Genomic DNA, 18,029 nt, shown 5'->3' with positions numbered 1-18,029 from the left:
CACACGGCAGAGCTCTGCCAAGCCTCTCTTCCAGCCTGAGCCAGGCTTCAGGTTCGTCGGCATCGCTGCGGCCCTTGTCCGCTACCGCCGAGACGACGCCCAAGGGGCGCGGGGAACTGCGCGACCAGCCACAACGGCGCCGCAGCCACAACGGTGCCGCACCCGCACCCGCATCGCACCCGCACAACGCCACCACGCGCCCCTCCCCGCGGATCCTCAGCGCGAGGCGAGCACCCGCCCCCCATCGAGCGTCACCACCTGGTCGGCCCCGGCGAAGCCCGCCCGCTCATGGGTGACCAGCAGTGTCGTACGGCCACGCGTGGCATCGAGGATGTCGGCGAGCACGGCCGAGGCGGTGTCCGGGTCGAGTCCCTCGGTGGGCTCGTCCAGGACGAGGACCGGCGGATCGGCGAGCAGCGCACGGGCCAGCAGCAGCCGCGTCCGCTGACCACCGGACACCTGGGTGCCGTCCGGGCCGAGCACGGTGTCGAAGCCGTCGGGCAGCGACTCGATCCAGTCCAGGATCCGCGCCCGGCGCGCCGCCTCCCGCAGCTCGGCGTCCTCGGCGTCCGGCCGCGCCAGCAACAGGTTGGCGTGGATGGAGGCGTGGAAGACATGGGCGTCCTGCGTCATCCCGGTGATCACACGCCGCACCTCGTCACCGGCACAGTCCCGCAGCTCACGGCCACCGACCACAACGCTGCCGCCCTCGTACTCCACGAACCGCATGAGCGCAGCGATCAGCGTCGACTTCCCCGACCCACTCGCACCGAGCAGCACAGTGCGCCGCCCGGCAGGCAACTCCAGGCTCAGCCCGTCCAGGGCCGCCGCCCCGCCCACCTCATGACGTACCGTCAGGTCCTCGATCCGCACCCCGACCGCCCCGTCGATGTCGAGCGACACCGGAGCAGCCGGCTCGACGACCGGAGCCGGAGTGTCGAACAGCTCCGCCAACCGCCGTGCCCGCACCCGCACTTCGGCCAGCCGGAACGCGGCCCCCGGCAGCGGCTCCAACGCCTCGAAGGCAACCAGCGCCAGCACGGCCAGCACGGTCAGCTGTACGGCGGGCAGTCGCCCGTCGGCATGGGCGCGCAGCGCACCGTGCACCACCGCGACCAGCGTCGCGCCCTGGAAGAGCAGTAGTACGGCCGAGGCCAGCGAGGTGGTCAGCGCGCGCCGCCGCTCCAGCCTGGCGATGCGCGCGGCGGCATCCTGCGCCCGCCCCACGGCCCGCCCTCGGGCCCCGTACGCGGCGAGGTCCGCCGCGCCCTCCGTCAAGTCGACCACGCGCGCGGCGAGTTCGGCCCGAGCCACCGCTTGCTCCCGTCCGGTGCGGTGGGCCACGGCGAGCACCGCGGCCGGCACCAGCAGTACAGCCAGCGCCAGCAGCAGCCCCAGCAGCAGCCCCGCCTGCGGCAGCAGCATCCACGCCGTCACCGTGGCGGCGATCCCCACGGCGAGCGCCGCGCCGGTCGGCAGCAGCACCCGCAGCAGCAGATCCTGGGCGGCGTCGACATCATCGACCAGCCGCGTCAGCAGATCGCCGCTGCGAAAGGCGGGTGTCCCCGCGGGCGCCAACGGCACCAGCGCCTCGTACACCCGCGTCCGGAACCCGGCCACGGCCCGCAGCACCCCGTCATGCCCCAGCAGCCGGTCGCCGTAGCGCAGCGCGCCGCGCCCCAGGGCCAGGGCGCGCACGGCGACGATCGCCAGGCTCACCGAGGCGAGCGGCGGATGCTCGGCGGCCCGCGTGATCAGCCAGGACGCGGTGGCCATGAGGGCCGCCGCGGCCAGTTCGCTGCCGGCCGCGGCGAGCCCGGCGGGCAGCAATCGACGCCAGTACGGCAGCAGGTGGCGCGCCAGCCGCAACGTCGGATGAGGGGACCCGCCTGACGGCCGGACGGGGGAATGGACGGCCGCCAGGCGGGAGTCGGTACGGCCAACGGCCGCCACGTGCGAGGTCATGAGGCCACCGGCCCTTCTACGGGCACCAGTTGGGACGAGACGAGGTCACTGAGGGCGTGCCGGGTCACCATCGTGCCCACGTCCGAGTCGACCCGCCCGCCCCTCATCGTGACGATCCGGTCGGCGTACGGCAGCAGGCTGGTGCGGTGGGCCACCACGATCGCGGTGCGCCCGCGCATGAGCCGCACCGTGGCGTGGGTGACGGCGGCCTCGCTGTCGGGGTCGAGGTGGGCGGTCGGTTCGTCGAGCAGCAGGATGGGGGCGTCCTTGAGGAAGGCCCGGGCGATCGCGATGCGCTGGCGCTGGCCGGCGGACAGTCCCGCGCCGTGCTCGCCGAGCGGGGTGTCGTAGCCGCGCGGCAGCGCCTCGATGAACGCGTCGGCGTGTGCGTCGCGGGCGGCCTGCCGTACCTCGGCGTCGCTCGCGTCGGGCCGTCCGAGGCGGATGTTGTCGGCGACGGACGCCGCGAACAGATGGGGCCGTTGTGGCACCCAGGCCAGCCGCTCGCGCCACTCGTCGGCGTCCAGGCGGTCCAGGTCGATGCCGCCGACCGTGATGCGGCCCGTAGAGGGCTGGGTGAAGCCGAGCAGCAGGGCCAGCAGCGTGGACTTTCCGGCCCCGCTGGGCCCGACCAGGGCGATGTGCTCCCCGGGCCGCACATGCAGCGAGACCCGGTCCAGGGCCGCTGCCGCGCGCCCCGGATAGACGACGCCGACGCCGTCGAGCCGTACCGACACGGCACGCACCTCGGGCACCGCGATCCGCTCATCCGACCGCGCACCGCGGTCCTCGCCCTCGTCGAGGACCGCGAAGACCTGCTCGGCCACCGTGACCCCCTCGGCGCTCTCGTGGAACGCGGCCCCCATCGCCCGCAGCGGCAGATACGCCTCGGGCGTCAGGAACAGCACGATCAGCGCCGTCCGCAGATCCAGGTGGCCGTCCAGCAGCCGCAGCCCGACCGGCACCGCGACCAGCGCCACCGACAAGGTCGCGACCGTCTCCAGCACGAACGACGACAGGAACGCCACCCGCAGCGTCCGCATCGTGGCCCGCCGGTGCGCGTCGGCCATCTCACCGACCCGCCCCGCCTGGTAGTGGTCCCGCCCGAACGCCCGCAGCGTCGGCAACCCGGCCACGACGTCCAGGAAATGACCGCCGAGCCGCGCCAGCAACCGCCACTGCCGCGCGGTGCGCCGGGCGGTGTGCATGCCGACCAGCGCCCCGAACACCGGGATCAGCGGCAGGGTCACGACGACGATCAGTGCCGAGGTCCAGTCCGTCGCGAACAGCCACCCGACGACCGCGACCGGTACGACACCGGCGGCGGCCATCGTGGGCAGCGCCCCGGTGACGTACGGGTCCAGGGTGTCGAGGCCACGGGTGAGCAAGGTGGCCGTCTCCCCGTGCCGGCCCGCCGCGAGCCTGAGCGGCGCCGCCTGGCCGAGCCGGTCGGTGAGCCGCTCGCGCAGCACGTGCTTGGCGCCGGACGCGGCACGCTGCGCGAGCACACCGCGCGCCCACGCCAGCAGCGCCCGTCCCACGACCACGGCAGCCAGCGCGGCCAGCGTCCCGAAGGCGACCGTGTGCCCGCCGAACCCGTCCGCGAGCACCGTCGCCAGCAGGGTCACCTGGCCGACGACGAGCCCCGCGCCGAGCAGCGCGAGGGCCGTCGAGTTCGCCAAGTGGCGCCGCAGCACCGGAAGTTCCCGCATCAGCCGACGTTCGACCGGTTTCATCCCGGACCCCTTCCCCTTCCCGTACGGCCGCTGCTCAGAAGTAGCTGGGGTGGCGAACGCCCGTACGGCCGCGGAACGCCCACCAGCTCCACGCCTGGTACGCGAGGATCGTCGGCACCACCAGCACCCCGAACACGCTGAGGATCTTCAAGGTGGCGTCGTCGGTGACGGCGTCGTGGATGTCGAGGCCGTGCCCGGCCGAGCTGATCAGCAGATACGGGTAGTGCCCCGCCCCCACCAGCAGCACCGGCAGCGCGGTCGCACAGCAGGTCGCCACGAACGCCCGCACCTCATGCCCGCCGGTGAAAGACCGCCAGGCGACAGCGAGCGCCACCACAAGGGCTCCGGCGATGACTCCCGACACCCCGCGATTGGTCATCGAGGCGCCCGAGCCGAAGAAGGTGAGCAGCAGCGCGACAACGGCCGCGCCCCCGGCACCCACCAGCAACGTGGCACCCAACTCCCGTGCCTTCGCAGCCATTTCGGACTCCGACCGGATGGCGACGAAGCCGGCGCCGTGCGCGGCGAAGAGCAGGATCGTGGCGATCCCGCACACCAGCACGAACGGCGAGAACACCTCGCCGAACCCGACGTGGAAGCTGCCGTCGGCCCGCCGCGGCACTCCGTGCAGCAGCAGCCCCACCACCAGCCCCCAGCACAGTGCGGGCACCGCACCGCCGAACACGACCAGCGCGTCCCACACTTGCCGGCTCCGGGCCCCACGGGCCCGCCGGCGCAGCTGCACCGCCGCGTTGCCGAGCACCAGCCCGGCCAGAATCGCCACGATCAGCGGGTAAAGCCCGGACAGCAGGGTGCCCTCCAGATGCGGGAAGGCACCGAACATCACCCCGGCGAAGGCCACCAGCCACACCTCGTTGCCGAGGAAGAACGGCGCGATGGCGTCCAGCGCGGCATTACCGCCCGCAGGTTTCTCGGCCCGCGCCTCCTCCTCGCTTCCGTCGCGGAGGAAGGGGTGCAGCATCTGTGCGCCGTAGTCGTATCCACCGAGCACGAAGTACCCGGCGAGCATCAGGCCCAGCAGGCCCAACCAGGCGATCTCCAGAGACATCTCGCTCAACTCTCCCTCTAGAAAGCCGGGACCGGCCGCTTGTCGTCGGCGCCGCCCGTGGGCTGCTCGGGCAGACCCTCGGGAAGCGGCTCGGTGACGCCGAGCTGGGTGGCGTCAGGACCGCGTACGGCGAACCGGGCGATCAGCGTCCAGTTCGTCACCGCGAGCCCCACGAAGATGGCGATGAACACCGTGCAGGACACGATCAACGAGGCCCTGCTGACGTGGGACAGGGCGTCCTCGACCGTCAGATGGCCGTAGACGATCCAGGGCTGGCGCCCGACCTCGCGCACCACCCAGCCGGCCACCGAGGCGAGGAAGGCGAACGGGATGACCGCCACCATCAGCCAGGCCATGGGACGCCACCGCACCAGCCGGTCCTTCCACAGCAGGAACACGGCGATGAAGGTGATGGTCGAGATCGTGTTGCCGATGATGGTCATGGCGTTCATCGACAGGTGGATCCAGCCCTCCGGCGGCACGTAGTCGCCGGGACCGAACTGCTCCACCAGCCGCCGCTGAACCTCGGCGACGCCGGAGTTCTCCAGCACGGCGTTCTTCATCGGCTGGGTCCGCTCGATGATCGGACGCTGCAACTCACCCACGACGACGACGAAGAACGAGGCGAGCATCGCCACCCACGTACCCAGCCGCAGCGAGGAACGGAACAGCTCCGTCTCCTTCGTTCCCCGAAGGAAGTGGAAGCAACTGACGCCGGCGACGAACAGACCGCCCGTCGTCAGCGCGGCCAGCACGATGTGGGCGAGGGCGACCAGTGACATCTCGTTGGTCAGCAGCGCCCCGAAGTCGGTCAAGTAGGCGACACCGCCGCGCACTTCGTAGCCGACCGGGTGCTGCATGAAGCCGTTGGCGATGAGGATCCAGTACGCGGAGGCGTACGCGGTCAGGGCGACCAGCCAGATCAGCGTGACGTGCACGCCGCGCCGCAGCCGGCCCCAGCCGAAGATCCACATTCCGAGGAAGGTGGACTCGGCGAAGAACGCGATGAGCGTCTCCAGCGCTAGGGGAGCGCCGAAGACGTTCCCGGCGAACTTGCTCAGTCCGCTCCAGCTCAGGCCGAACTGGAACTCCATGACAAGGCCGGTGACGATACCGACCGCGTAGTTGATGACGTAGAGCTGCCCCCAGAAGCGCGTCATGCGCTCCCGGACAGCCCTCTTGGCGGGATCACGGGTATATGCGGCCCTGGTGTGCATGAACGCGACCAGGGGGACGAGCCCCATGGTGAGGATCACGAACAGCCAGTGGATACCGGTGGTGGCCGCGAACTGGAGTCGGGCCAGCTCCGCAGCGCTCATGGTGCGACCTTCCTGAGGGAGGGCGGCGGGACAAGGACAGAAGTGCGGGACCCTCGCGTCGCGTGTACAGGCATCGGGCGGTGAAGCCCGCCACCTGTGCGGTGGCCCCGGAAAGACGGTAGAGAACAACACTCATGCATTTCCAAGACCGGTTTTGCCATGTGACGATGCCTCGACAGTTATAGGTGAAGGTGGACCGTGGATCTGCTTCAGTTGCGCTACTTCCAGACCGTCGCCCGTTTCGAGCACATGAGCCGCGCCGCGGAGGAACTGGGCATCGCCCAACCCTCGCTCAGCCGCACTATTGCCCGCCTTGAGGCCGAGTTGGGCTCCCCGCTGTTCGAGCGCCACGGCCGCGGCATCAAACTCAACGCCGGCGGCACCATGTTCCTGCGCCACGTCGACCGCACCCTCAGCGAGCTCGACGACGGCGTCAGAGCCGTCCGCGAGGCCGGTGACCTGGGCCTGGGCCGGGTCGGCATCGCCTGCGAGACCCTCCTGACGATCACCACGGTCCTCGGCAGCTTCCGCCTGGCCCACCCCCGCGCCGAGGTCCGCCTCTTCCAGTCCAACGCGGAGGAGATGGAACGCCAACTACGCGCGGGCGAGGTCGACTTCTGCGTAGCCTCGCAGCACCTGAACGACCCCCACCTGGACTCCCTCGAACTCACCCGGGAGGAGGTCCTGCTGGCCGTTCCCCGAGGTCACTGGCTGGACGGACGCGACAGCGTGACGATCCCCGAGATCGCCGACGAGCCCTTCGTCACCACCCGCAGGAGCCACTGGCAACGCGCCCTGCTGGACCGCCTGTTCGCCTCCGAGGGCCACACCCCGGTGATCTCCTGCGAGGGCGACGAGCCCGGCGCCAGCCAGGTCCTCATCAGTGCGGGCCTCGGCATCGGCCTCATCCCGGCGATGTCCCGCCAGGCCGGCACCGACACCCGCGTCCCCGTCGCCTGGGTCCACCTGGACGCCCCCGCCTGCCACCGCGTCCTCACCCTGGTCTGGCGCCGCGACGCCTACCTCTCCGAAGCGGCCGTGAAATTCCGGGAATTCATCACATCCCGCCCCTTCATGACCCACCGCCTACCGGACCCCCGCCGACCAAATCCCTAGACCCTCTCGACCGATCCTCAAGCAGAACTGGACTTGGCCCGCCCAAAGTCCTCTGGTACGTTCACTGCCCTTCCCCGCCCGCCCCGCGCCGTATTGCCGGGCGGCGAGCTGAAGAGCCGGAGAGGTGTCGCGTCCCCACCGACTCTCAAGCGATCCTCCACGCCTCTTCACTGGGGTCCACATGCCCAAGATCACGTACATCTCCGCCGACGGCACCGAACGCACCCTCGACGCCCCCATCGGCACGACCGTCATGCGCGCCGCCGAACTCAACGACGTAGAAGGCATCGTCGCCCAGTGCGGCGGCAACATGCAGTGCGCGACCTGCCACGTCTACGTCGACGAAACCACCCTCGACAAACCAGACCCCCCACACCCCGACGAGCACTACATGCTCGACTACACCGTCTGCCCCCGCCGCCCCACCAGCCGCCTCAGCTGCCGCCTGAAGATCACCGAGGCGATGGACGGCCTGATAGTCCACACCCCCGAACGCCAGAACTGACGCGCCCAAGCCGGACCCGACCCGCCATCCACCCCCAGCCAAGGTGAGGAACGGAAACTGCGGAGGACCGCCGTTCCACCGACACACACCTGGGGGCCCGATGACGTCCGGAGAAGCCGACATAACCCGCCTGTACGCGGCCGTGGAAGAAGCAGCAGCCCTGCTGGGCGTGGACTGCTCACGTGACGCCATGTGGCCGGCCCTCACCGCGTTCCAGGACGTACTCACCGACGGCAGCGTCGTCTTCAACATGGTCACCAGCGGCGGCCACATCGGAGACCTCTCCTTCGACTTCACGATGCCCACCGCCGCCGGCGACCCCTACACCCGCGCCCTGACCCACGGCCTGGTCGACGACACGGACCACCCCATCCGCACCCTCTTCGCGGACATCCAGGCCCGTTTCCCGATCCAGTCCTACGGCGTCGACCACCGCCTCAACGGCGGTTTCAACAAGGCCTACGTCTTCTTCCCGCTGAGCGACCTCCAGGACCCGGCCCGCCTGGCGGACCAGCTGCCGTCCATCCCCAGCGGCCTGCAAGAACACCTGCGCACCTTCGCCGCCCACGGCCTGGACAACAAGGTCTCCGCGATAGCGATCGACTACGCGCGCCGCACCTGGAACCTCTACTTCAACGGCCTGTCCCCCGAGCACGTCACCCGCGACTCAGCTCTCTCCCTGATCCGCGAGTTCGGCCTCCCGGACCCCAGCGAGCAGCTGCTCTCCTTCATAGAGACGTCGTCGGCGCTGTACCCCACCTTCGGCTGGGACTCCACGAAGGTGGAACGCCTGAGCTTCTCCACCCGCACCACGGACCCCAGGGCCCTCCCCGCCCTCCTGGAGCCGAAGCTCGGCGAGTTCGCAGCCAACGCCCCGTACACCTACGACGGCGACCGAGTCCTCGTCTACGCAGGGGCCCTGTCCCGCAGCGAGGAGTACTACAAACTCGCCACGTACCACCAGCTGGCCTCAGCGGCCCACGACCGCATCCGCACAGCAAGCTGACCGGACGTCAGTCCCGCGCAGGGCCGGGCCAGCCACACAACAACACATCAAGGGCGTCGATCACCCGATCCCAGCTCTCCGAACTCTCCGGAGCGCTGTGACTGAACCCGCCCTGCGCCTCCAGGCTGACAAAGCCGTGGAAGGTGCTGCCCAGCAACCGGACGGCATGCGTCTGCTCAGGCTCCACGAGGTCGTACCCCCGCAACACGGCCCGAGTCATCAACGCATGCCGTCCCCCCGCACTACGAGCCGCCTCCTCCGGCGTGAGCCGCAACTGAGCAGCCGCATACCGCCCAGGATGCTCCCGCGCATAGTCCCGATACACATCCCCGAGCGCCCGCAGGGCATCCTTCCCGGCCCGCCCCGCAAGCGCGACGGCCCCCCGATCGGCAAGCTCCTCCAGCGCGAGCAGCGCGATGCGCACCTTGAGGTCATGCGAGTTCCGCACATGCGAATACAGACTCGCGACGGTGACCCCGAACCCCCGAGCCAGGCCGGAAACAGTCACCTGCTCAAACCCGACCTCATCGGCCAGTTCGGCCCCGGCGAGCACCACCCGCTCAGCACTCAGCCCCACACGCGCCACGACATCACCCCAAAAAGCAAAATACCTTAACCCCCCGCCTAAACCCATTAGGCAAGCCATCCTCCCTCCACCTGGTAACACCTGTTACCATCCAGGCATGGCAAAGACACAACTGGGCGCCCGCGTAGACGACGAGGTCGCCGAGCTCGCGAAGGCCCGTGCCAAGGACCGTGGCCTGAGCGTCGGCGACTACATCGCCGCCCTGGTCCGCGAGGACACCGACGGCCTGCGCGCCCGCGGCCTGGAGGCCGCCCGCCGCTTCCTCGACGAACACCAGGCCCTCTTCGACGAGGCCGAGGACGCCGACCGCACCGCCTCGGGAGCGCACGCCGCCTGATGGACCTGCACATCGACGTCCCCTGGATCCTGCAAGTCGCCGAACTCGCCGGCGCCCGAGACCCCGCGCCCGACGACTACGGCATCCCGGTCGCCGCCGTAGCCGCCCACCGCGCCGAACTCCTCGACCACCCGGTCTACGACGGCCCCTACGCCCGCGCCGCCGCCCTCATCCACATCCTCGGCCGCTGCCGCTGGCTGGAACGCTCCAACATGGCGGTAGCCGCGGCGACGGGCGTCATGTACCTGGAAGCCTCCGGTATCCCCGTCAAGCCCACCCGAGAGAACGCAACGGCCCTACGCGACCTCCTCCGCGATCCTGCCTGCACCACCGCGAGGATCGCCACCCAGCTGCGCACCTGGCCGACCGCCACATAGCACCCGCCGCACTGGCCCAACTCCCTCTGCTACGCCGCTAGAACGGGCACATTCGCCCGCACCGGCTGCCCCAGTGGCCGTGCGCCCCGCTCCTGCCGACCGGCGAAGACGAAGAGCCGCAGCACGAGGAACCGACCGACCCCGGCAAGCCCGGAAGCGCCGAGATAGACGACCTGCTCGGTCAGCATGCCGGGGGAGGACTGCACCAGGTGCAGGAGGTAGACGGCGAGGCTGGTCACGACATAGGCGGCACCGGCCGACCCGGCGGACTGCCAGTGCTCACGCCACCCGGCCCCGCGCTTCTTGCCGAAGGTGTAACGGGCGTGAAGCTCGGTGCACAGCACCGTGGAGACGGCGGTGACGAGGGCGTTGGACAGCCCCCAGGGCATGACGACGGCCAACATCGCCACGGCGAAGCTGCTGAGCACCCCAACACCCCCACCGAAGACCACGAACCGCAGGAAGGAGGCGAAGGGCTTGTCCGAGAGCCGCGACATGGCTGTGTCCTTCCGGGCTGAGGGCACCGATGGCGCCGACACGTGGTTTCTGATGCTGGAAAAGCTACGTTGCGTTCATGGATGAGGCAATCAAATTATTGCCACCGACTCTCATCTCTCCAGGTAGAAGCCAGCATTTCGTTGCAACGAACGAAGGTTCAATGCAATGAATCCCAGTCGATACGTTGCAACGGAGCGGGAGTGAACGCTACGCGGAGAGCACGAGGTTCAGTCCCACTGCTGGTCCGCGAGGGAGGAGACCGGCTGAGGCTTCCCGATGACGGCCAGCGCGATGAAGAAGCTGATCTGCCCGATGGCGATGGTGAGGGTGGCCAGCGCCTTCTTGTCGTAGTGCCGGGCCACCTCGGCATACAACTCGTCGGTGACACGCTCCCGACCGTGCGGAGCAGCCTGAAGAGTGGCCTCCACCAGAGCCAGAGCAGCCCGCTCGGCCTCGGTGAAGTACGGCGCGTCCTGCCACGAGGCAACCGCGGTGATGCGCTCCTCCGACTCCCCGGCCTTACGCAGGAAGCTGGTGTTCAGAACCGTCAGATACGTGTTCCCGACGATCTGCCCGGCCCGCAGATGAACGAGGTTGATCGTGGTGCGCGGCACCGACTGATTCCCCGTGGCCCGGAAGAACGCGGCGCTGATGTCCTTCATCTCCGGCACGTAGGCGGTCGGGTCAGGCATCCGGGAGATCGAGGCGGGGTCCGTGTGTGTCATGGCTGCTCTCCTTCGCGTCAACGTCGAGGTGTTCACTGCATTGACGGATGCCAGAAGGAATTTGTGACGAGAGCAGGCAGGGGAGTGCGACTCAGCCACGAAGACCCGCGAAAACCGCTTGGCGGCCCGGGGCCGGTCGCTGCTACATTCGCCGAGGCCGTGCGAGAGATCGAGGAGGTGGTACCCGTGAACGTATCGACATGGGTGCTCTCCTCAGGAGTCACGGGCGGACGATAGGCAGGTCGTCCGGGAGCGCCGTTGCAGTGCACTCCCGAAAGGCACGACCATGCACGTCACCTCCGACCAGCGTCTCGACGACGAAGTCCGCGAGCGCGCCTTCACCCTCGGCGACATCCCCGGCTTCCTCTGGACCCCCGCATCAGCCTCCGCAGCCGCACCGGTGCCACTGATCCTGCTCGGCCATCCGACTCTCGGGCTGACGAGGATGTATCCCCGACTCGCGGCCCGCGCCCGGCACAGCGCGGCGCAGGGCTTCGCCACGGCCACCATCGAACTCCCCGGCTGCGGGGACCGCCCCCGCTGGCCCGCCATGGAGCAGACCCGCGCCGAACTGCGCCGAACACTGAAGGCCGGTGAACCGGTCGACGACGAACTCATCGACGCCCTGATCCTCCCACTGGTCGACAAGGCCGTCCCGGAATGGCAGGCCACCCTGGACGCCCTCCTCGCACGGCCCGAGATCGACGGACCGGTCGGCTACTCGGGAGGCGTGATCTCCATCGGCGTCCGGCTGGCATCGGTCGACCCGCGCATCAAGGCCGCCGGCCTCTTCGCCGGGAGCTACGTCCCGCGCTCCATCCTCGAAGAGGCCCGCCAGGTCACCATCCCGCTGCACGTCCTCCTGCAATGGGACGACGAAGGCAACGACCGCCAGGCCGCCTTGGACCTGTTCGACGCCTTCGGCTCCAAGGAGAAGACCCTGGAGGCCAACATGGGCGGCCACACCGGCGTCCCGCAGTTCGCGGGCGAGAGCGCGGCCCGGTTCTTCACACGGCACCTGAACTAAACCCGGGCGGGTCAGACCACCACCAGATCACACTCCGTCTTCCAGGACGGGCCTTCGTAGCAGCGGCGGCCGCCACTATCGAAGTGGCGGCCGCCCCGCGCCTGGTGGCTCAGTACAGGTCCTGCGGCATGTCCTCGAGACCGCTCGTCTCGAACTCGGCATCGCTCATCGCCACCCCGCCGAGGAGGCCGTTCATGAGCTCGTCCATGTCGAGCGTCGTGGCACCGGCCGGCGCGGTGGGCTTGGTGCCCTCGCGCATCCGCAGCGTCAGGCCCAGCTTCTTCACCTTGGCGTTCTCGGCCAGCTTGGCGAGGTCGAGGTCGACCTGGGCCAACTCGCCGTTCTTGAGCGTGAAGTCGGCCGTCACCTTGGCGTTGGGAGCGTCCTTCAGATCCTTCTCCGTCGGCAGCTCCATGCCCGGCGGCAGGTCCTTCACCAGCGGCCGGACCTCACCGAGCAGTTCGGTGACCAGCGTGCGGAAGGGAGCCGTGGCGATGACGTGCTCAGTACCATCCCCGCCACCAGCAGTCTTGAACTTCACCTCGCGGGCGATGACCCCGCGCAGGGCCTTCACCAGCTTCTTCTGCGTCTTGGAGTCGAGAGAAGGCGCGGCACCCCCCTCGGCGCCGGCACCACCCTCGGCGGCAGCCTTGTCCATCTCCTCGGTGTTGAACTTGACCCACTTGCCCTGAAGGACGTCCTTCATCGCCCCGGCCTCCGGGGGCAGATCGTCAGCGTCCGGCAGAGGACTGCCCATCGTCTTGCCGACGGCGTCCATGTCGGCACGGATGTAGGTGTAGTCGCCGATCATCCGGTACTCGATGAGGTCACCGTCCGGCGTACTGACCTTCATGGCCGTGCCGACGAGGTCCTTCTCACCGGACTCCTCAAGCGGCTTCTTCGACTGCACGGTGACCGTGATCTTCGCGTCACTGAGCAACTCAGCGGCCTCGTCCGGTATCTCCTCACCGGGCGCCGGGTCGGACGAGTCGTCGAGTGCCTTCAGCGACGCGGCATCGGTGTCCAGGTCGACCTCGAAGGAGAGCGTCTTCTCCTTCCCGAGCTGCTCGAAGGCCTGCTCGAGCTTCCTGCCCGCGGACAACTGCTCCACCGTCCCGCAGGCAGCGGAACCCGCGAGGACGGCACCGACAACAGCGGTGGCGGCCAGGGTCTTACGAATGGCGTTGATGATGATCTCCTCGTGGTCCCGACCACAACATGACGTGATCAACCAGAAGACTCTCAACACGCCTCCATGGTTGTCCTGTCCATTTCGTGTCGGCCCGGAGCCGCCTCCCGGCAGCCCGCCTCCGCACGTGCGGATTCAGTGATCACCGGACAGTGGATGTTCCGCTGTGTCACCTTTCGACAGCGCTACGAAGCCACATAAGCCCGCCTTTCGAGGAGCACCATGCCCGCCCCCGCCCCCACCGCCGAACAGAGCGGCGCCATCGACGCTTTCCGGCGCGGGGACCATCTGGTCCTGCAAGCCGGCGCCGGAACCGGCAAGACGACAACGCTGTCGATGATCGCCTGCTCGACAAAGGCCACCAGGTCGCCCTCGTAGGCGGCGGAGAGTCCCTACCGGCTCTCGCGAGAGCAGCCCGCGACCTCAAGGCCGGCAAACGAACCACCCACCCCGACTGATCCTCTTCGAGTCCTGGGGCGAACTCCAGGAGTACGCCGAGTACGACCCGTCAGGCCGCGACCTCCTCCCCCTGGTCGACCTCGTCGACGAACACGGCGTCGACGTCATCCTGACCGCGGTGGACAGACTCGCCGACGAACAGAACGCCGAAATCACCGTCTCCACCGCCCACAAGGCCAAGGGCCGCGAATGGTCCTCCGTCCGCATCGGCGAGGACTTCACCCCACCCGCCGGCCAGGAAGAAACCGACGAGAACGGCACCCCCCTCCCCGGCGACATCGACGACGCCGAAGCCCGCCTCGCCTACGTCGCCATCACCCGAGCCCGCCACCAACTCGACCTGGGCGGCCTGTCCTGGATCAACCAGCATTCCGCGGGCAACCCTGACGGCAAACGTGTGCCGCAGCCCCCGACCTCACCCTCGCCGTGGGACTTGCTGGGCCCTTCACCGAGTCACAGGCCAGGCACATCGTGATTCCGGTGAGTGTTTCGTAGTGGTCGCACAGTGCTTGTACGGACTGGGCAAGCCGCATCACACGTTCGTGCTCACCCATGAGTCCGGCACGTTCCACCACGGTGAGGCGACGGCGTGCCTCCTCGACGTCGGCGAGGATCTCGTCCGACCTCGTTGCCACGAAGCACTCGATCCCACCGATGAGCGCCCTTAGGCCGCGGCTGAATTCCACGCTGTGGTTCTTGACGACGTCGTAGCGGGGCAGGATGCCCAGAGACAGGTAGGCGAGGGCAGCCTTCCGCCACGGACCCACATCTACCTCGGCATGTTCGCGGGTCTTCGCCGAGTCGTTCCTGCCCGCCTCATACGAGGTCATGAACGCCCCTGGCGGAGTACGCCGGCCAGCTTGAGCGCGACGTCGGCACGCACACAGCCCAAGCTGACCAGGTTGAGGGTGGGCGAGGCTGTGTCGGCTCCCAGGGAAGGCAGGACGATCCCGGCCTCCGTCAGCGCTCCGCGCAGCACTTCGACCGCGTCGGCGGCCTCGGTCGTGTCCGGCTTCCGTGCAGTGGTCATGAACTCAGCTTTGGCCTGGGGGAGTTCAGTCCGACAGCAGGTATCCGCCATTATTCTCGGATAGTTACTGCATATGCTCGAACATTCTCACGCGGTGCCAGAGAGGTCGTAGCCGCGCCAGGTGCCCCGGCGACATGCTGATCAATACGGAGCACGGCCCGGCGAGGGAGGAGCACATGACGCGCAACATCCGATTCAACGGCACCGGCAGCGGGGATACCGGTTGCCCGTCGATCCACGAAGACGTTGATACAGGCCAGGTGATCGTCCACGGCCCGCCATTGACAGACCCCGAGGAGATCGCTCAACTCCAGCACTTCGGCCCCGACGAAGTCGCGGTCGTCGTCCCGCGTGAGCTGATCAGTGACTGGGCCCCCAAAGACCGGACGCGGCAGGCCCGCATGATCGACCTCGACGCCTTCAACCGGCTCTTCGAGATCTTCGAGCACACCGCCTGGCGGCTGGAGACCCGGCGCCGTTACGCCTCCGACGAATCGACCGAGACGTACGCACAGTTCCTCGCACACGGGCACGTCGACTGGGACATGAGCACCTGGTACTGCGAGACGATCAGGCGCCAGACATCGACAGGAAAGACCGTCGCCCGCGTCCGACTGATCGACGACCCGGCGACCACAGGACAGCGCTACCTCCTGGCCAACGCGGAGCGGAACACCGAACTGGGGGAGGACATCCGCACCCTTCGCCGGGAGGATGCCGAGCGGCTGCGGCTGGGGAACGAAGACTTCTGGATCTTCGACTCGCGCCTGGTAGCCCGGCTCAACTTCACGCCGGACGACGAACTCACCGGCGTGGAACTCATCACCGAACCCGCCGAGGTGATCAGGTACGCGATGCTCCGTGACGCAGCCTGGCATCACGCCGTGCCCTTCCAACAGCACGCCACGGCCACCCACTGACCGGCCGGGACGGGGACCGGTGACGACGGACTACCAGCACGCACGCGAGGCGCTCGGGGTGCGTCTGCGCGAGCTCCGCATGTCCGCGCCGGAGGGGCATCTCACCGGTACCCGCCTCGCGCTGCTTCTCGGTTGGCAACAGTCCAAGGTCTCGAAACTGGAGAACGGCAAGCAGACCGCCACCCCTGAAGATCTGCGGGCCTGGGCCCACGCGACCGGCCAGCCGGAGGCGTACAGCGAACTCCTTGCTCGGCTGCGGGGATTCGAGTCCCACATCCGCTCCTGGCGTCGCCAGCTCGCCGCCGGGCACCAACCGGTCCAGCAGAAGATCGCCGTCGAGTACGAGCAATCAACCGTAGTCCACGGCTTCGAGCCGGCCACCGTGCCAGGCATCCTCCAGACCGCCGACTACGCCCGGCACGTCTTCAACCGGTACGCAGAACTCCAGTGCTCACCCCGGGACACAGAAGCGGCCGTACGCGCCCGCCTCAAGCGGCAAGAGCTCCTGTACGACGCGCGCAAACGCTTCGAGATTCTGATCGGCGAGACCGCGCTCAGGTCCCTGATCTGCCCACCCTCAGTACTCGCCGCGCAGCTCGACCGCCTTGCCGGTCTGGTCGGCCTGGACACGGTCCGCCTGGGGATCATCCCGTTCACAGCCTCTCTGAAGATCCCTCCGACCGGTGGCTTCTGGATGCATGACGAGCGTCTTGTCGTGGTCGAGGTCTGGCATGCGGAACTGTGGATCGATGACGTCGACTCGATCGCCCTGTACTTGCGTACCTGGCGGACCTTGCGCGAGTCGGCTGTGTTCGGCACTGATGCCCAGAATCTGATCAGCCGCGCCCGTAAGGAGCTCAAGGTCACCTAGAACTGCTCCGTGCCATGAGTGGGCTCGCTGGCCTGCCCGAAGGGGCTCTTGGTTGCATGTTTCCCCTGGAGGGGAGCGATGCATCGCTCTGACGATACGAGGGAGGCGCTGCACTTCACGGCACAACGCCCCGTTGGCGGGTGTTGGTGAGGTCGGCGATTTGTGCGCTGTATCGGGCTCGTCGTTGTTCGGTGAAGCGTTCAGGTTCGGAGGCACGGTAGCACTAGATAAACCGACTTGTTCTGGAGCGGCAGAACACACGGCACCTCAGAATCATTTGACGGGCCGTCAGCTCAGAGGGCTGTTTGTTCTGGATTTGCAGAACAGCATATTGAACGCTTTTTTGCTGAATTTCGGATGAAGGTTAAGGAGTGAAGTCACCTTGTTGGTTAGGTGATGCATCGTCACTTTTTCCTGAACTGCAACTCATTTGTTTTGCTGTGTGGTTGGAGTGCTACAGCATGGCTGAGGGTCTGGTCCGGGCATCAGTCTGGTCGGCCGCATTGCCCTGTGCAGGGTCGGTATTCGTGCCTCAAGAATTCCAGGGCACCGCGTCTGGTGTCGGCCTCTTCCGGGTCGGGTGTGTTTACCGGTGTTTTTCAGTGGCTGTTGGGCCGCCCGCTTCTTGGTCAGTGTCGTGCTTCCGCGAGCCGAGTAAAGGGCGCTCCCTGCGGTCGCGTCGGCTGCGCCGATTCCGCTTCGCTTCACCCTTTACTCGGCTCGCTCCAGCACGGCGGAGAAGCGTGCGGGCGGCCCTGGGGGATGGGTGGCCTAGGTGGGGTGCGGTGTGGTTGGTTGGGTGGTGGGCCGGGGTGGGCGGGGCGCGGTCTCGGTTCGGGGGCACGCCGGGCTGGCTAAGCGTCTTTTGGTTGGTGGGTGGGGCGCGGTCGCGTCTGGCCTGCACGCCGGGTGGGCTTAGCGGCTTGTGGCCGGTGGTTCTGATGGCCCGTCAGTCTCCTGTGTTTCAGGTCTGGTTGGAGGTGGTTCGGCTGTTACCCGGATCGCTCCGCGATCCGGGTAACGGCACGGCGAAGTGACAGTCTGCGGGATCAGAAGGCTCCGCACACCTCACCTTCTGATGGACCGTCAGAGAAATATTTGACGTCTCGTCAACCCCTGTGTGCCCTCACACCGTTGCTGCTTAAGGAGGCTGCGAAGCTGCCTCCGTCACCCGGATCACGGAGTGATCCGGGATTCCGGGCAACGGAGTTGTCCGGTCCGGCGGCGGAGCCGCCGGGAGGGCGAGCGCGGAGCGCTCGCAGGAAGCCGCGTAGCGGCTTCGCGTCGTGTCTGC

19 protein-coding genes and 1 pseudogene are annotated in these 18,029 nt (G+C 68.3%); 10 read left to right on the top strand and 10 right to left on the bottom strand.

The window, feature by feature from the left end; genetic code table 11:
• Nucleotides 1-216: 216 nt before the first annotated feature.
• Genes cydC through OG866_RS44660 form a run of 4 tightly spaced genes read right to left on the bottom strand, consistent with a single transcriptional unit; the run spans nt 217 to nt 6,089 of the window.
• Nucleotides 217-1,965 (bottom strand): thiol reductant ABC exporter subunit CydC, encoded by a 1,749-nt coding sequence (gene cydC, locus OG866_RS44675; RefSeq protein ID WP_329344688.1) that lies wholly within the window; start codon nt 1,963-1,965, stop codon nt 217-219.
• Nucleotides 1,962-3,701, bottom strand: coding sequence for a thiol reductant ABC exporter subunit CydD (gene cydD, locus OG866_RS44670; protein WP_329344686.1), 1,740 nt, complete (start codon nt 3,699-3,701; stop codon nt 1,962-1,964). Before cydD ends, cydC begins: the two co-directional genes overlap by 4 nt.
• Before the next feature lie 34 nt (nt 3,702-3,735).
• On the bottom strand, nt 3,736-4,770 hold the full coding sequence (gene cydB, locus OG866_RS44665) for a cytochrome d ubiquinol oxidase subunit II (protein ID WP_329344847.1): 1,035 nt from the start codon (nt 4,768-4,770) through the stop codon (nt 3,736-3,738).
• 17 nt (nt 4,771-4,787) lie between these two features.
• On the bottom strand, nt 4,788-6,089 hold the full coding sequence (locus OG866_RS44660; RefSeq protein ID WP_329344684.1) for a cytochrome ubiquinol oxidase subunit I: 1,302 nt from the start codon (nt 6,087-6,089) through the stop codon (nt 4,788-4,790).
• Between the two features lie 198 nt (nt 6,090-6,287).
• Here OG866_RS44660 and OG866_RS44655 point away from each other — a divergent pair, with 198 nt between their 5' ends.
• The 3 genes from OG866_RS44655 to OG866_RS44645 all read left to right on the top strand — a co-directional run bounded on the left by OG866_RS44655 (nt 6,288) and on the right by OG866_RS44645 (nt 8,716).
• On the top strand, nt 6,288-7,205 hold the full coding sequence (locus tag OG866_RS44655) for a LysR family transcriptional regulator (RefSeq protein WP_329344682.1): 918 nt from the start codon (nt 6,288-6,290) through the stop codon (nt 7,203-7,205).
• 181 nt (nt 7,206-7,386) lie between these two features.
• The gene (locus OG866_RS44650; RefSeq protein ID WP_329344680.1) at nt 7,387-7,710 is read left to right on the top strand and encodes a 2Fe-2S iron-sulfur cluster-binding protein; all 324 of its coding nucleotides are present in this window, start codon (nt 7,387-7,389) and stop codon (nt 7,708-7,710) included.
• Nucleotides 7,711-7,810: 100 nt separating this feature from the next.
• Nucleotides 7,811-8,716, top strand: coding sequence for an aromatic prenyltransferase (locus OG866_RS44645; RefSeq protein ID WP_329344678.1), 906 nt, complete (start codon nt 7,811-7,813; stop codon nt 8,714-8,716).
• Between the two features lie 7 nt (nt 8,717-8,723).
• Here OG866_RS44645 and OG866_RS44640 read toward each other — a convergent pair whose 3' ends face one another.
• A complete protein-coding gene (locus tag OG866_RS44640; protein WP_329344676.1) occupies nt 8,724-9,302 on the bottom strand; it encodes a TetR/AcrR family transcriptional regulator in 579 nt (192 codons plus the stop codon).
• A gap of 97 nt (nt 9,303-9,399) precedes the next feature.
• On the opposite strand from OG866_RS44640, the gene OG866_RS44635 reads away from it, so the two are divergent.
• Both OG866_RS44635 and OG866_RS44630 read left to right on the top strand, forming a co-directional pair.
• The gene (locus OG866_RS44635) at nt 9,400-9,639 is read left to right on the top strand and encodes a hypothetical protein (protein WP_329344674.1); all 240 of its coding nucleotides are present in this window, start codon (nt 9,400-9,402) and stop codon (nt 9,637-9,639) included.
• Nucleotides 9,639-10,016 carry a fic family toxin-antitoxin system, toxin component gene (locus OG866_RS44630; RefSeq protein WP_329344673.1) on the top strand — a complete coding sequence of 126 codons (378 nt, stop codon included), beginning with the start codon at nt 9,639-9,641 and terminating at the stop codon, nt 10,014-10,016. Before OG866_RS44635 ends, OG866_RS44630 begins: the two co-directional genes overlap by 1 nt.
• A 29-nt stretch (nt 10,017-10,045) precedes the next feature.
• On the opposite strand, the gene OG866_RS44625 is transcribed toward OG866_RS44630, so the two are convergent.
• Together OG866_RS44625 and OG866_RS44620 are read right to left on the bottom strand one after the other, a co-directional pair.
• The gene (locus OG866_RS44625) at nt 10,046-10,513 is read right to left on the bottom strand and encodes a GtrA family protein (RefSeq protein ID WP_329344671.1); all 468 of its coding nucleotides are present in this window, start codon (nt 10,511-10,513) and stop codon (nt 10,046-10,048) included.
• A gap of 228 nt (nt 10,514-10,741) precedes the next feature.
• Nucleotides 10,742-11,239, bottom strand: coding sequence for a carboxymuconolactone decarboxylase family protein (locus OG866_RS44620; RefSeq protein WP_329344669.1), 498 nt, complete (start codon nt 11,237-11,239; stop codon nt 10,742-10,744).
• Between the two features lie 286 nt (nt 11,240-11,525).
• Between OG866_RS44620 and OG866_RS44615 the strand changes: the two genes are divergently transcribed.
• Nucleotides 11,526-12,266: an alpha/beta hydrolase gene (locus tag OG866_RS44615; RefSeq protein WP_329344667.1), complete on the top strand. Its 741-nt coding sequence runs from the start codon at nt 11,526-11,528 to the stop codon at nt 12,264-12,266.
• A 109-nt stretch (nt 12,267-12,375) separates the two neighbouring features.
• On the opposite strand, the gene OG866_RS44610 is transcribed toward OG866_RS44615, so the two are convergent.
• On the bottom strand, nt 12,376-13,377 hold the full coding sequence (locus OG866_RS44610) for a hypothetical protein (protein WP_443063689.1): 1,002 nt from the start codon (nt 13,375-13,377) through the stop codon (nt 12,376-12,378).
• Nucleotides 13,378-13,677: 300 nt separating this feature from the next.
• Here OG866_RS44610 and OG866_RS44605 point away from each other — a divergent pair, with 300 nt between their 5' ends.
• Both OG866_RS44605 and OG866_RS44600 read left to right on the top strand, forming a co-directional pair.
• A complete protein-coding gene (locus tag OG866_RS44605; RefSeq protein WP_329344851.1) occupies nt 13,678-13,833 on the top strand; it encodes a hypothetical protein in 156 nt (51 codons plus the stop codon).
• Nucleotides 13,800-14,389 (top strand): annotated as a pseudogene (locus tag OG866_RS44600) (3'-5' exonuclease); the annotation flags it as partial. The gene OG866_RS44605 and the pseudogene OG866_RS44600, both read left to right, overlap by 34 nt.
• Here the strand turns inward: OG866_RS44600 and OG866_RS44595 are convergent.
• Entirely contained in the window at nt 14,274-14,744 is a 471-nt protein-coding gene (locus OG866_RS44595) for a DUF6415 family natural product biosynthesis protein (RefSeq protein WP_329344664.1), read from the bottom strand. The pseudogene OG866_RS44600 and the gene OG866_RS44595 overlap by 116 nt on opposite strands.
• Nucleotides 14,741-14,944 carry a hypothetical protein gene (locus OG866_RS44590; protein WP_329344662.1) on the bottom strand — a complete coding sequence of 68 codons (204 nt, stop codon included), beginning with the start codon at nt 14,942-14,944 and terminating at the stop codon, nt 14,741-14,743. Before OG866_RS44590 ends, OG866_RS44595 begins: the two co-directional genes overlap by 4 nt.
• A gap of 176 nt (nt 14,945-15,120) precedes the next feature.
• On the opposite strand from OG866_RS44590, the gene OG866_RS44585 reads away from it, so the two are divergent.
• Complete coding sequence (locus OG866_RS44585; RefSeq protein ID WP_329344660.1) at nt 15,121-15,864, top strand: DUF6879 family protein; 744 nt, start codon at nt 15,121-15,123, stop codon at nt 15,862-15,864.
• A 19-nt stretch (nt 15,865-15,883) separates the two neighbouring features.
• Nucleotides 15,884-16,735: a helix-turn-helix domain-containing protein gene (locus OG866_RS44580; RefSeq protein ID WP_329344659.1), complete on the top strand. Its 852-nt coding sequence runs from the start codon at nt 15,884-15,886 to the stop codon at nt 16,733-16,735.
• The last annotated feature ends 1,294 nt before the right edge of the window (nt 16,736-18,029 follow it).

It is taken from the genome of Streptomyces sp. NBC_00663, from assembly GCF_036226885.1.
In the GTDB taxonomy this organism is placed as follows: domain Bacteria; phylum Actinomycetota; class Actinomycetes; order Streptomycetales; family Streptomycetaceae; genus Streptomyces.
The sequence above is the reverse complement of the archived record's forward strand: the minus strand, read 5'-3'. Positions and strand labels throughout refer to the sequence as shown.